Source organism: SAR202 cluster bacterium, from assembly GCA_016872355.1.
Classification (GTDB): domain Bacteria; phylum Chloroflexota; class Dehalococcoidia; order Lucifugimonadales; family VGZY01; genus VGZY01.
The window spans coordinates 1-13,650 of record VGZY01000078.1; the positions used below are offsets into that span (position 1 = coordinate 1).

Here is a 13,650-nt window from a genome sequence, read left to right on the forward strand (position 1 = left end):
GCCTGATCGGCCTGCCGTGCTATCTCACATTTTATACATCAGCCAGTCTCTTTTTATCTTACAAGGCCGTTAGGGCGAGATTCGCAGCCCACTGCCCACTACCCACCGCCGCCCGCGTACCACACCGACCCTGTCGTGAACGTGCACTCCGGCGAAGCCAGGAAGGCGGCGGCCGAGGCCGCCGCCTCTGCGCTCCCACCGTCGCCCGCGACGCAATTCGCGAGCACACCGCTGCCGGCCAGCTCCTTTGCCAGCGATTTCACCATTCCCCCCACACCCGCGGCCGTCGCCGAAAACGCCGCCCGCCGCGCGCCGCCACCAGGAGCATGAGGGACAACGCATACTATCCGGCCGTATCCGCGTTTTAGCATCCACGGGACGGCGGCCCCGGCGAACAAGAACAGGCCGCGCATGTTCGTTGCGTAAACGCGGTCGAAGACCTCTACAGGCGTCTCCCAGGACGGAGACTCCAATCCCGCCCCTGTCGCGAGTGTCACCAGCACGTCCAGCCGTCCCCATATCTGCACGGCCGACCGCACCGCAAACGTGGAAACGGCCGGGTCCGCCGGGTCCCCGATCACGAGCCGCCCCTCAATGCCCATCGAATCAAGGGCGTTCGCGCAGCTCTCGCCAGCCGCCCCGTCGTGGTCCACCAGCATGACCCGCGCGCCCTCCGTGCCAAGCCTGCGGGCGATGGCGAAACCCGTCCCGCTTGCTCCGCCGACGATCAAAGCAGCCTGGCTTTCGAACCGATTTTCCTGTTCCATGAGCCGTTTCCCGATTGGTGCCGGGTATTATCACGCAATTCGCGAAGTGTGTATACTTGGTGGCCGGAACCCAGAACCGAAGGAGACGCTACATGCCAAAAGCACGAAAGCCCAGCCTCACGCCCGAGGAGGCGCGGCAGCTTCACTACGAGGCGCTCGTTATCGACGCGCAGCAGCCGCCCACTACATACGGCTTTCTCTACAACGACAACATGCGAGCGAATATGAAGGAGTGCCTCGCCCAGGGACTATCCCGAGGGGAGACTTCGAGAATCATGTCCGCGATGATCGCGTCCGAGGTTCAGCATAATCCCAAAGCACGAGAGGAGTACATCAACTTCTGGCGCCGCTCCGGGGTGACGGTCGCGAGCGGCACGTACGGCGACACCGGCCCCTTCGAGACGCAGTTCGAGGACTCGGTCCGCCGCATCGCCCAGGCCCGGGGCATAATCGATTCTCTCGGCGGAGAGATGGTGCTGGTCCGCAAAGCCGCCGATATCGAGCGCGCGCACCGCACCGGCAATCACGGCCTGATCATCGACTTCCAGGATACCGTGCCCTTCGGCTCGGACCTGGACCGCGTTGAGGTCTTCTTCAACATGGGGCTGCGGGTCGTGCAGCTGACCTACAACCTGCGCAACCTCGTCGGAGACGGCTGCGCGGAGATACACAAGAGCGGCGTCACGCGTTTCGGAAAGGCGATGATCGAGAGGCTCAACAGCTTGAAGATGGTTGTCGATGTCAGCCACTCTTGCGAGCAGGTGGGGTGGGACGCTATGGATATCTCCACGTCGCCCGTCGTGGTCACCCACGCCAACCCCTCGGCGCTCGTCATGCACGACCGCGCCAAGAGCGACAAGTTTGCAAAGGCCATCGCGGACCAGGGCGGCTTCTTCGGCGTAACGATAATTCCAGGCTACCTGCAGGAGGGCTTCGAGGCGACGCTGGACCACTTCGTCGACCACGTCGAGCACCTGGTGAATGTTATGGGCATCGACCACGTGGGCATCGGCAACGACAAGTGCGGCCCCGGCCCGAGCACGGACTCGATGATAGAGTTTCCGAAGGAGATGCGTGGCGCCCGCCCCGGCGCCTTCAATTGGGCCGGCTTCCGCCCCGAGCACCGCGTCGACGGCGAGTACCACATCGTTGGGTACGAGAACTTCGCGGACTGGCCCAATCTGACGATCGCGCTCGCCCGCCGCGGCTTCAACGAGGAAGAGCTACGCAAGCTCCTCGGCCTGAACTACCTGCGCGTCTTCAGGGACATAGTGGGGTAGGGCAAAGGCGAATTATGAATCATGAAGTATGAATGATGAAGGATCGATCCGTGCGATCTTCAATTCATACTTCATAATTCATCCTTCATAATTTGCTGTCAGAGCCACCGCCTCAGCCACTCTACTATCTCCGCCCTCATCGCAGCTGTTTCGAAGTGTCCGATGGCGTATTTGCTGAGGCGCCAGGCTTCCGCCGCGCCGTCCGCCGCGTACACATCGCGCAGCTCGGCGTCTATCCTGTCCAGCCCGGCCGGCGGCGTGAGCAGGTCGTAGATGCCCGCGGTGCTCAGGTGCGGCCGGGGCGAAATCAGCGCGTTGATCTGCGCCGTGGTGAAGTGCTTCAAAAGGCCGGGCACGTAGTAGTACAGGCCGTGGCCGTCCAGGTTGCGCGCCTGGATGAGCGAATGGAAGTCCGTCAGGCAGCACAGGTCCACGCACACCTTCACGCGCTCGTCCAGCGCCGCGACCCACCACGCCATCGTGCTTCCCATCGATAGCCCTACGGTCCCGATGCGCGAGGCGTCCACGTCCGGCCTGCTCACCAGGTAGTCGATCGCTCGCAGGCTGTCATAGACCATCATCCCCCACATCACCTGGCCGTTCCAGAGCATCTCTTTGAACATCTCGGACTCCGAGCGTCCGCGTCGCTCGCCAAAGCACCATGTGTCGAAGCACAGCGCGGCGTACCCCATGCTCGTTAGAAGGTCCGCATATGGGGTGGTCTGGAGCTGAACGCGCCCCTCGATAAGTTCGTCCTTACCTAGCTCGTAGACCCTCCCGTGGGCGTGGTTGTAAAGGACCGTAGGAAGCGGGCCACGGGCGCCTTTGGGACGCACGAAGTACGCCGGGACCGGCTCGATCCCGTTGAGATCAAGCAGCAGCCTCTCCAGCACGTACACCTCGCGCTCCTCCTCCCCAAGCCTGATGACCGTGAAGCGCCGTCCCGGGTCCGGCAGGTCCCCAAGGAGTGAATAAAGCTCTTTCCGGCGGGCCACCTTGTTTCCGGTCACAGAGTACCTCCGTCCCCTTGGGGCAGACTGTTGAACAGGCACGATTCTATCCGATTGAGGGCGCTTTATGTTACCTGAACGATATGCTACGGTAAGTGACCACGCAGCGGCGGACCCAAGGAGTGTGCACGATGCCCGACAAGTTCTACACGCTGGAAGAGGCCCAGGCGCTTGTGCCGTGGCTGCAGCGTACGTTCGATGAGATAGATCCGCTCATGGCCGATGCCCGGCGGCTGGAAGATGAGCTGGGCGACATTATGGGCAAGGTGCACTCCAACGGTCACGGCGAAATGGACAAGCCGCTCGACCGCAAGCAGAAGGCCATGCGGGACCTGACTGCGCAGATCCAGCAGAAGATCGACAGCGTTATCGAGCGCGGGATCATAGTGCGCAGCGTGGACGACGGCCTGGTCGATTTCCAGTCTGTGCGTGAGGGCAGGGAGGTCTACCTGTGCTGGATAAAGGGCGAGCGGGAGATCAAATTCTGGCACGAGACGAACGTGGGCTTTGCAGGCCGCCAGCCTCTATGACACCGTTCCTGAAACGGCGCGGCGGGGGCCCTGGCTTTCAGGTCGCAGCAACATGGATACCAGCGCCGCGCCGGTTGCAAGGACAGCGCAAACGATGAGCGCGTCCCCGAAGGCGTGCTGAATCGACAGCGCGTTAACGCCGGTTGGCGTATAGCCACGATTCGTGAACTCCACGGCGTAGAAGCGCTCCCTGATAGTGAAGACGGTGCCCATGAGCGCCACGCCCACAGCGTAGGCCGCCTGGCGCCCCATGGCGATGGATGCGGACGCGGTCCCCAGCCTGTCCGGCGGCGCCGATCCCATGACGACGCTGTGGGCTACAGGCTCAAAGAGCGCACCCCCCAGCCCGGCCGCCAGAAGCGGGGCGGCTATCGCAGCATCGGAAGGCCACTCGGCCAGCCCGCTGAGCCAGAGTAGCGAAGACGCAAGCAGGAAATTGCCCCCGACCAGAAACACCCTGGGGCCGTATCTGTCCTACAGGCTCCCCGCCATGGGTCCAACCACCGTCCTCCCCACGAAGAAGGCTGAGATGAAAAGCCCCATTCGAGTGGGCGAGAACTCAAGCGCGTCCAGGAAGAAGAATGGCGCCAGGAGGATTATCGCCCCGTAAGCCATGTAGTGCCCCTGGATGGACAGCAGGCTAAACAGGTATGAACGGTCCTTGAACAGGGAAAAGTCCAGGATCGGCCTCGGCGACCGCATCTGCGTCCACACCATGAACGGCACGAAAACGGCCGCGGCCACGGCGCAGGCAATAACCACCGGCGATGTAAATCCCAGCTTTCCGCCCCTGTTGATGCAGAGAAGCACAGACGCCATGCTCGCAAAGAGCGCGAGTGCGCCGATATAGTCAAACTTGTACCTCGCCCCGCCCGGGACAGTCCGCGAAACGAATTTCCAGGCCATCACTACGCCAACCAGCCCCAGCGGCGCTCTCGCCAGGAAGACCGCCCTCCAGTCGAACAGGTCGAGCAGGACACCTCCCAGCAGTGGCCCCAGCGTGAGGCCCATACCCACGATCGCTGCCGACACCCCGAGCGCCTTTCCTCGCTCCTCCGCCGGAAAGCTGCCGGTGATTATCGCGTTCAGGTTGGATAGGACCATCGCGCCGCCGAAAGCCTGGATGAAGCGCGCGGCAAGGAACAGTGGGAAGTTCACCGCAAGGCCGGATAACGCCACGCCCACCGTGAATACCACGAAACCGGATGTAAACACCCTCCCACGGCCGAACACATCGCCTATCCACCCCATCGTTAGCAGAAGGCTAACGCTCGTGACCCAGTAAGCTACCGTAGCCCAGAGGATATTTGACGTATCGGTGTTAAATGCGTCCGCGAGAGCAGGGTAAGAAACGTTGACCATGCTGCCGTCGAGCGTGGTCATGATGTTACCGATGGAGAGGACGACGAGCACGAGCCACTTGTTGCGCAACTTCGCTTGGGCAGGCGCGGCAGGAGCGGGTTGAGTCATGGCAGGTAGGATACCACGATCGCATTGACTACGCTCCAGGAGGCAATTACACTCCGCGTATGTTGGAATACATAGTGCGTTGTACGGTGGGTTGTTCGGTAGGGGCAGGTTTGAGACCTGCCCTCATCGGATACCGGGCATGTACCTGCCTGCAACGTGCCAGGCCAACAATTGCCGGAATTCTTGGTGGCGAGGGCGGGACTCAGACCCGCCCCTACCAAAGCTGCCTTCGCTAGACGCTTGTATTTCGATGACATATTTAGTGGAGACCAGAAACATGAAAATCCTGACGGGCGGCGACCTCATCGATGGGTCTGGCCGCGACCCCATTACCAACGCTACCGTCGTCATCGACGACGAAGGGCGCATCGTCCAGGTCGGGAAGCTGAGCGGCATCCCTCCCGGGGCCGAAGTGATAGACGTTTCCGGCAGGACAATTATGCCGGGCCTGATTGACTGCCACGTCCACTTCTTCGTGGACCTGAAGCCTCTCCACGATCTGGCTGCGACCCCGATGTCGTTGCGCATGTTCGAGGCTGCGGCCAACGCCAAATCTACTCTCGACTCGGGCGTGACTTCGGTCAGGGACGCGTGCGGCACGCCCCGAGGCTTCAAGACAGCGCTTGAGCGCGGCCTCATCCCGGGGCCACGCATGAAGATCTCTATCACTCCCGTGTCCCAGACCGGCGGCCACGGCGACATGCTAATGCCCTCCGGCATCTACCATCCTCTCTTGCCGAGCGGCCTGCCCGGCAAGGACCCGGCGGAATGGCCGAACGGCGTCGCGGATGGCGTGGACGAGGTCCGGAAGTCTGTGAGGGCCATTCTCAAGGCCGGCGCGGACGTGATAAAGCTGATGGCCAGCGGCGGCGTCCTCTCCCCCGGTACCGAACCCACGTCCACACAGTTCACCCGGGAAGAGATCGCGGCTATAGTCCAGGAAGCCAAGGCCCAGGGAAAGGCCACCATGGCCCACGCCCAGTCGGCGGAAGGCATCCGCAACGCCGTCGAAAGCGGAGTCGGCTCCATTGAGCATGGCATCTTTGTCGACGAGGTAACGATGGCCGAGATGAAGCGGCGTGGCACGTTCCTCGTGCCGACGCTGCAGGCCATCCGGGCCGCCATCAGGCGTGGAGAGTCGTCGCCCGGCAGTGTCCTGCCGGAATCGATGCGAAAGGCCAGAGCGACCGCCCAGGTGCAGGTGGAAAACATCCGGCAGGCCGTCCGCTTCGGCGTTCCCGTCGCAATGGGGACCGACGCAGGCGTTGGCGAGCACGGCAGGAACGCGGAAGAGCTGGGCCTGCTCGTTGAGGCGGGTATGTCGCCGATGCAGGCCATAGTCGCCGCCACCAGGACGGCGGCTGAGTGCGCCCGCTTCACGGACGCCGGCACCCTTGAGCCCGGGAAGAGGGCAGACCTTCTAGTGGTCGATGGCAACCCCCTGAACGACCTGCGGGTGATGGAAGACAAGTCAAAGCTGCTCATGATCATGCAGGGCGGCCGAGCGCACAAGAACGCCATACAGTAGGAGTAATTGCCATGCTGCGAATGAGCGCGCCGATAGGACACCACCTTCAGGTCGGGCCCGACAAAGAAACTGAGCGCGCGGAGCTCCTCCGCAAGGCCGCCACGATGGCCGTCGACACGATAACGATCAAGTCGGTGCCGGCGGACTGGACGGACAATCACTGCCGCGAAGCCAGGGCTTTCCTGGACGCGAACGGTCTGCGCGTGGGAGAATTTACGGGCTTTGTGAAAGGCAAAGGCAGCGCCGGCGGCCTGGGCGCCTGGGACCAGGAGGACTACGACAATACTCTTGAGATTTACCGGCGTCAGCTGCGCCAGGCCAAGCTCCTCGGCGCCCACTTCGTCGGCTTCGCCCTCCTGGTGGGCATCCGCACGCCCGCCATGTGGTCGAACGAGACCTGGGAGCGCTGCCTCAAGGCCATCGGAGAACTTGTCCAGGAGGCGGAGAAGGTCGGCATCGATGTGGGAGCGCACCCCCATGTCATGACGCCGATACACTCTGTCGATCGTTACAAGGATATGCTCGACCGCATCCCCTCGCCACGACTGAAGGTGCTGATCGATCCCGTAAACATGGTCTGGCCGCACCTCATCTACCAGACAGACAGGCTGCTGAATGACATATTCGATGCGCTTGGAGAGCAGATCATTGGCGTTCACGCCAAGGACGTGGTGATCAGCGGGGGCGGGAAGGTCATCACGCACGTGGACGAGGCTGTCCCCGGCCAGGGGAACATGGACTACTTCACGATGGCCCGTCGGCTCGGGGCGCTCAAACAGGACGTGACCGTCCACGCCGAGCACTTCCCATATGCAGAGACCATCCAGGGGCAGGAGTACATCCGCTCCGTCGGTCGCCAGGTGGGCGTAGAAATCCGTTAACAAGCGGTCTCCGCCCATGAACAACTCAACGAGGTGACGACATGCTGTTTCTGAGTGCGCCGATTGGCTCGCACCTGGTTCCCGGGAAGGAAGGGGAGCAGGAGCGCAATGAGCTGGTGAAGAAGGCGGCGACGATGGACGTGAAAGCGATCACCATCAAGTCGCTGCCGGAATGGAGCGAAGCGCAGCTTTCGGAGGCCAGGTCGTTCCTGGACAGTAACGGCCTTCGCGTGGGGGAATTCAGCGGCTTCTACAAGGGCAAAAACAGCGCAGGCGGCCTTGGGGCGTGGGAGAACGACGACCGCGAATACACGAAGCAACTCTACCGTCGCCAGCTTCGCCAGGGCAAGGCACTCGGCGCACACTTAGTCGGGTTCTCTCTCTACGCTGGCCGCAAGTCCGGCGGCCTGATGTGGGCGGAAGAGACGTGGCAGCGCTGCGTTGAAGACATCCGCTGGCTGGCCCGGGAGGCGGAAAACGTCGGCATCGACGTGGCAGGACACCCCCACATACTCGGCCCGCTATGCTCGATTGACCGTTACAAGCGGCTTATCGACGCCGTTCCTTCGCCCCGGCTCAAGATACTCATGGACCCAGTGAATCTGGTTGAGCCGTTCATGGCCTACCGCACGGGCGATCTCATCAACAAGATCTTCGACGAGCTTGGCGACTATATTACTGGCCTCCACGCCAAGGACGTGGCCCTCTCCGGAGGCGGCAATGTAGTGGCCCATGTGGACGAGGCCGTCCCCGGCCGGGGCAGTATGGACTACCACACAATTTTTCGCCGCCTCGGAAAGCTGAAACAGGATATCGCCATCCATGCGGAACACTTCCCGTATTCAGAGACCATCGAGGGCCAGCAGTACATCCGCTCCGTTGCGCGGCAGGTGGGCGTGGAGGTCCAGTGAGCCGGCCGGGTCCCCCAGGAGGCGCAAGAGGCTGTCGCTCCCATCCGCATAGGGTCGGTCAGGCAACTTTTCATTGACGACCGCGTTGTAGAGTTGACCGAGGGTGTCTCACGCCGGTTCCACAGGCCTACCAGGCAAAGCGAGCGGCCTGTAATCCTGGCTGACCGTGCGTGGGAGCAAGGCGGAGGAGGCGTGTACCTGGGCGGCGGCACAGTGCTGTTCGACGAACAGGACGGCATCTTCAAAATGTGGTACCGGACCGATTCGGTAGATGTGACGCCTCGCAAGGGCCGTTACGTCGACGATATGGCTGGGAACCTTGTTCAGAAGGGCGGCTACAAGAGCTGCTACGCAGTTTCCCGTGACGGAATAGAGTGGGAAAAACCCTCGCTTGGCCTGACGGAATTCGCCGGGTCCACGCAAAACAACATCCTGCCGCCTGCGAAAGCCTTCGGCGGATGGGAACAGCTCCGCAGGCCCAGTATCATCAAGGACTACCTGGACCCGGACCCTTCCCGTCGCTACAAGATGCTCTACATGGACAAGTTCGACGCCGGCGGCGGCGACGCCGATGTCAAATGGGGGCTCGTGCCGGCCTATTCGGCCGATGGCATTCGCTGGCGCATGTTGCCTGAGAAGGCCTATTTCCCTGCGCCGCCGTCGCGTCCAAACGGCGTCCTGTTCGGTTGGGACCCCCTTAACGAGCAGTTCGTCCACTACCACAGGGAATCCACCACGCTCCCCGCAGATGTCGATGGTCGCACCGTACGCTCAGAGCCCGCCTGTCTCCGCACTGCGAGCGACGACTTCGAGTCGTGGAGCGGGACCGTCACCGTTATCCGCAAGGGTCTGTCAGACCCGCCCGGCTGGTCGTGTCCTTACCTGGACGGCGTGCTGTACACCCCGGACCTCTATATAGGATTCCTGGCAACGAGCATCTCGAACCAGGTTGAGGACGCTCCCGCCAGTCTGTTGAACGACGTTTACAAATGGGAGTCCGGCAACGAGATGCCGGAGCTGGTCTACAGTCGCAACGGCGTCGATTGGACTCGCGCGGCGCCGCTGTGGCCGGCCCACCGCAAGGGCCTCTGGGGTACGTGGGACAGCGAGTGGGTGATGGTGTCGAAGCCAATCGTCCACGGCGACAGGATGATGGTCTACTACACCGGCAGCAACGTCCCTGCCAAGGCGCACAGGCCGGACCATCCGCAGCAGGGGATAATCTCGAAAAGGTCCGCACTCGACTACAACGGTCAGGCCATCGGTCTCGCCGTGATGCGCCGCGACGGCTTCGTCTCGATGGAGGCGTACGAGCAAGGCGGAACGTTTACAACAAAACCCGTCGTCTGCTCCGGAGACCGGCTGATCATCAACGCCCGAGCCCCAGAGCGCCCGGCAGGCCTTGTGGACGCTGATCCAATGCCGTATGGGCGCCTCACGGTCGAGCTGCTCGAGCCGTCTGGCGCTGCCGTCGCAGGCAGAGCTCGCGACGATTGCGACGCTTTCACGGGCGATGCCGTCGACCATACAGTCACATGGCGCGACAACTTCGACGTTTCGCGGCTGGCAGGCCAAACGGTCCGACTGCGCTTCCACCTGCGGAACGCCGAGATATACGCCTTCCAATTCCGCACTGCTCTACCAGAGAGGGATATCACGAATTTGCACGAGCCCGGTAGCAGGGGACACGTCTGATCGGAGCGGCTGTTCCAAAAGTGCGGGCAATATGGTGAAATAGCACAGTACCCGTGGCGCAACGCGGCAATCAGATCGATTTTCGACACCATGGAGGAAGCATGGCGCGCCCTTACGCACTGCTGAGAGCCGGGTTCCCGTATCTCAAGACAATCGGCGAATTCAAACGCACCATCTTCCCCGCCGATCTCGCCATCCGCCGCGACGGCATCATCTACTCGCTCGGGGCTGGCGCGCCCAACTACGGCAAGGGGAAGTCCGGCCCGATCTATGTGACCAACCTGAACGATGACAACTTGGGCAGCTTCGGCTTCCGGCAAGACCGTCATCGCCCTGTCAGCCCGGCCTGCACAACCCGCTTCCCATGCCAGATCGTGCTGGACGCGAAGCAGGAGCGTATTTTCATCACCGACAACGGCGCGGACCAGGTCAACATCTTTTCCGTCGACGACCACTACCCGCAGTACCTGGGCCGCTGGGGCCAGTCAGGCGCCGGCAAGGGGCAGATCAACCGGCCGTCCGGCATCGCCCTGGACGCGGAGGACAACGTCTGGGTCGTGGACTCGGAGAACCACCGCGTCCAGAAGTTCACCGCCGATGGAAAGCACCTGACATCGTTCGGCGAGCACGGGACCGGCGATGGCCAGTTCGTCTCGCCGTGGGGCATCCACATCGACGAGCTTGGGCAGATCTACATCGCCGATTGGCGCAACGACCGCATCCAGGTATTCGACCAAGATGGCCGGTTCCTCTGGAAGTTCGGGTCGCCCGGCGAAGGCAACGGCGAGTTCAGGCGGCCTGCCGGGGTGGCGGTCGATTCTGACGGAGATATTTTCGTGTGCGACTGGGGCAACAACCGGGTGCAACTCTTCACGCCGGAGGGCCGTTACGTCCAGCAGTTCCGCGGCGACGCAACGCTCTCCAAACAGACGCTCGAGCGCGCTTTCCAGCGCTCCGCCAAGCAGAAGCGCATGCGCGGCGATGCCACCGTGGAGCAAGAGAAATACTTCACCCGCCCGCGCTCAGTCCGCGTGGACCAGCGCGGCCACATGTACGTCCCTGACTTCGAGCACTACCGCATCCAGATATACAAGAAAGAGGCTTACCCTCTGGACGAGACCCAGATCCTCCCGCCGTTCAAAGTGCCGACCCTGAACGCGAACTGACAGTCCAGGGTATGGGGTATTTCAGGGTCGATCCGCTGTGACCGTACCCCGTACACTATACCCCCGCTTTGAACACCAGCACACGGCTCTTCCATATCTCGTAGGGGATGTTCTCCAGCGCCTTGTGGCCGGGGCGCTCGACCTCAAGCTGGCGGCTCAGACGCTTGGTCTGGTGGCGTCTTACGTACTCGCACCGCTCGACGAACTCGCGCAGCGTGTGCTTCTCGCCGCCCATTAGGATGTAGTCCATCCTCCCCTCATACGGCGCAAAGATGCGTTGCGTTACCTCGCCTGCCTCGTCGTACAGCTCCCGCACCAGGCGGTCGCGGCTCCGCTCGTACCGTCGCTGCGACGATCCTCCCGCGCGGTGCCGGTTCTTGACGTAGCGCGAGTCCGACTTCGAAGCCACCATCTCGCCGCCCTCGAACACACCCACCGCAAACTTCCCCAGCCGCAGCAACACCACGCCGATCGTCAGCTCCTGCTCCAGTATCTCAACAAGGTCTGCCGTCTCCGAGCCCGCAAACACGGCGTCCTCCTCCACCGGGAACGGCGGTATCACGGCAATGGTTGTGTCAGCCATCGCGAATACGACAAGCCCGGTCTCCGACTCCTCCACCTGCCGCACGACTTCGCCGACCAGCGCCGCCGTCGCCGCGTCCAGCTCACGCCTGAGAAGTATATCCACGCCCGCTTTGCCGACGGACTCCGGTTTCAGGTAAATCGTGTGCCGGCACGCGCCCGGCGCCTCGATCTCCTTGAGACGGTGGGCCAGCTTTGCCTTGCTGGCCCAGTAGCGGTCCGTGATGACCAGGTCGGGACGGGATGCCGGAAGCTCCAAAACTGCCTCATGTTGAGTAATGCCGTTGCGCGCCGCGCGCCGTTTCCGGTATTCTAGCACCTCGGCGCGGCGTGCCGGGGTATGCTACCCTGAATGCATTGCGCAGCGCGTTCGGAGGGTATGGATTTGCGAATAGTCATCGGCGCCGACCACGGGGGTTACCCGCTCAAGGGACCGCTCAAGGAGCTTGTAGCAGGCCTCGGCCACCAGGTGGTGGACGTGGGCGCCCACACCAACGACCCTCTGGACGACTACCCCGACTTCGCAAAGGCCGTTGCTGAGGCAATCGCACACGGGGAAGGCGACCGCGGCATCGTGCTGTGCGGCAGTGGGGTAGGGGCCGCAGTTGTCGCGAACAAGGTCGCCGGTGTCCGAGCAAGCGTTTGCCACGACACCTACTCGGCGAAGCAGGGCGTCGAGCACGATGACATGAACGTGCTCTGCCTGGGCGCGCGCATCATCGGCGACGTCACAGCGAAGGAGCTCGTCACCGCGTTCCTCTCAGGCAAGTTCCTGGACCAGGAAAAGTACCGCCGCCGTCTCAACAAGGTCCTCGCCATCGAGGCCGCGTGGGCGGGGCGGGGACGGCAGTGAGCAGTGGGCAGTGAGCAGTCGACTAACAGCCGAATACACGGATACACTAGCAAAAGAAAAGGCCGGAGCAATCGTTCTCCGGCCTTTTCTTTTCACTATCTTCGGCTGCCAGCTCACTGCTAACTGCCCACTGCTCACTGCCGCCCTACACGTACTCCGCGCCGATCAGCACCACCACCGGCCGCTGCGTGCGCTCAGCCTCTTCGAACGCCACGGAAATCCGCTCGGCGTCCGCGTCCGTCTCTACCAGATAATAGTTCAGCGTCCAAGCGTGCAGCGTCGGCTCGGTGAACCGCGCGGCGGAGTCCTTCGTAACGCCGCGGCGCGTCCAGCCGCGGTAGCCCACGAACATCACCAGCGGCAGGTTCACGTCCACCGCGAGGCCGCGAATGGAGTCGCCGGACTCGAACATGCCCGTGTTCTGGATCATGACCACAGGCTTTTTTCCGCCTACCCACAGGCCCAGCGCGATAGGCATTCCCTCAGCCTCGCGGCAGATGGGGACTATCTTCATCTTGGGGTCCGTGGACAGGAGCTGGTACATGAAGTTGCTCTCAGTGTCCGGCAACCAGACTACGTGAGTAACCCCGTTCTTGTGCAGTTCCTTCTGGACGGTGAGCGGGGACAGGTGGGCTTCAGCGTGAACGGCCATCAAGTGTTCCTTTCGACCCTGCGGAATATCTCGCACATTGTATAGGCGCCCGTTGGCACGGTCAACACGCCCAAAGCTAAATTTGCATTGGTGCAGTGATAGTGTCAGGGGTTAAGGGAGCAGTGAAAATGTCAGTCTATGAAAGAACTGACAATGAGCGAGAGAGAGGCTAAACGAACGGTAGTGTTGAACGCTGTCCTTGAGAAGCGATTGACAAAGGCTCAAGCTGCCACGGCATTGGGGGTATCGGAGCGCCAGGTATGGAGGCTTCTGGCGACCTACCGGAAGGATGGAGCGGCAGGGCTGGTCCATGGCAATCGAGGAC

15 protein-coding genes are annotated in these 13,650 nt (G+C 62.3%); 9 read left to right on the forward strand and 6 right to left on the reverse strand.

Annotated features, from left to right (window positions below; translation table 11 throughout):
• Positions 1-98: 98 nt before the first annotated feature.
• Complete coding sequence (locus FJ319_12680; protein MBM3935131.1) at positions 99-767, reverse strand: SDR family oxidoreductase; 669 nt, start codon at positions 765-767, stop codon at positions 99-101.
• 92 nt (positions 768-859) lie between these two features.
• On the opposite strand from FJ319_12680, the gene FJ319_12685 reads away from it, so the two are divergent.
• The gene (locus FJ319_12685; protein MBM3935132.1) at positions 860-2,047 is read left to right on the forward strand and encodes a hypothetical protein; all 1,188 of its coding nucleotides are present in this window, start codon (positions 860-862) and stop codon (positions 2,045-2,047) included.
• Positions 2,048-2,145: 98 nt separating this feature from the next.
• Here FJ319_12685 and FJ319_12690 read toward each other — a convergent pair whose 3' ends face one another.
• A complete protein-coding gene (locus FJ319_12690) occupies positions 2,146-3,042 on the reverse strand; it encodes an alpha/beta hydrolase (protein MBM3935133.1) in 897 nt (298 codons plus the stop codon).
• 146 nt (positions 3,043-3,188) lie between these two features.
• On the opposite strand from FJ319_12690, the gene FJ319_12695 reads away from it, so the two are divergent.
• Positions 3,189-3,587: a DUF2203 family protein gene (locus tag FJ319_12695; protein ID MBM3935134.1), complete on the forward strand. Its 399-nt coding sequence runs from the start codon at positions 3,189-3,191 to the stop codon at positions 3,585-3,587.
• Here the strand turns inward: FJ319_12695 and FJ319_12700 are convergent.
• Complete coding sequence (locus FJ319_12700; protein ID MBM3935135.1) at positions 3,582-4,043, reverse strand: MFS transporter; 462 nt, start codon at positions 4,041-4,043, stop codon at positions 3,582-3,584. The two genes, FJ319_12695 and FJ319_12700, sit on opposite strands and share 6 nt — an antisense overlap.
• Before the next feature lie 18 nt (positions 4,044-4,061).
• Positions 4,062-5,057 carry an MFS transporter gene (locus tag FJ319_12705; GenBank protein ID MBM3935136.1) on the reverse strand — a complete coding sequence of 332 codons (996 nt, stop codon included), beginning with the start codon at positions 5,055-5,057 and terminating at the stop codon, positions 4,062-4,064.
• Positions 5,058-5,196: 139 nt separating this feature from the next.
• Here FJ319_12705 and FJ319_12710 point away from each other — a divergent pair, with 139 nt between their 5' ends.
• The 5 genes from FJ319_12710 (at position 5,197) to FJ319_12730 (ending at position 11,238) form a co-directional block, all read left to right on the forward strand.
• Positions 5,197-6,585: an amidohydrolase family protein gene (locus FJ319_12710; protein ID MBM3935137.1), complete on the forward strand. Its 1,389-nt coding sequence runs from the start codon at positions 5,197-5,199 to the stop codon at positions 6,583-6,585.
• Positions 6,586-6,596: 11 nt separating this feature from the next.
• Positions 6,597-7,466, forward strand: coding sequence for a sugar phosphate isomerase/epimerase (locus tag FJ319_12715; GenBank protein ID MBM3935138.1), 870 nt, complete (start codon positions 6,597-6,599; stop codon positions 7,464-7,466).
• A 41-nt stretch (positions 7,467-7,507) separates the two neighbouring features.
• A complete protein-coding gene (locus FJ319_12720; protein MBM3935139.1) occupies positions 7,508-8,377 on the forward strand; it encodes a sugar phosphate isomerase/epimerase in 870 nt (289 codons plus the stop codon).
• A gap of 192 nt (positions 8,378-8,569) precedes the next feature.
• Positions 8,570-10,072 carry a hypothetical protein gene (locus FJ319_12725; protein ID MBM3935140.1) on the forward strand — a complete coding sequence of 501 codons (1,503 nt, stop codon included), beginning with the start codon at positions 8,570-8,572 and terminating at the stop codon, positions 10,070-10,072.
• Between the two features lie 101 nt (positions 10,073-10,173).
• Positions 10,174-11,238, forward strand: a complete 1,065-nt coding sequence (locus FJ319_12730) for a 6-bladed beta-propeller (protein ID MBM3935141.1) — start codon at positions 10,174-10,176, stop codon at positions 11,236-11,238.
• A gap of 55 nt (positions 11,239-11,293) precedes the next feature.
• On the opposite strand, the gene FJ319_12735 is transcribed toward FJ319_12730, so the two are convergent.
• Positions 11,294-12,079, reverse strand: coding sequence for a hypothetical protein (locus FJ319_12735; protein MBM3935142.1), 786 nt, complete (start codon positions 12,077-12,079; stop codon positions 11,294-11,296).
• Positions 12,080-12,199: 120 nt separating this feature from the next.
• On the opposite strand from FJ319_12735, the gene FJ319_12740 reads away from it, so the two are divergent.
• Positions 12,200-12,673, forward strand: coding sequence for an RpiB/LacA/LacB family sugar-phosphate isomerase (locus FJ319_12740; protein ID MBM3935143.1), 474 nt, complete (start codon positions 12,200-12,202; stop codon positions 12,671-12,673).
• Positions 12,674-12,818: 145 nt separating this feature from the next.
• Here the strand turns inward: FJ319_12740 and FJ319_12745 are convergent, their stop codons facing one another.
• A complete protein-coding gene (locus FJ319_12745; GenBank protein MBM3935144.1) occupies positions 12,819-13,325 on the reverse strand; it encodes a hypothetical protein in 507 nt (168 codons plus the stop codon).
• A 138-nt stretch (positions 13,326-13,463) separates the two neighbouring features.
• Here FJ319_12745 and FJ319_12750 point away from each other — a divergent pair.
• Positions 13,464-13,650 (forward strand): helix-turn-helix domain-containing protein (locus FJ319_12750; protein MBM3935145.1); only part of this gene is annotated, 187 nt, incomplete at its 3' end.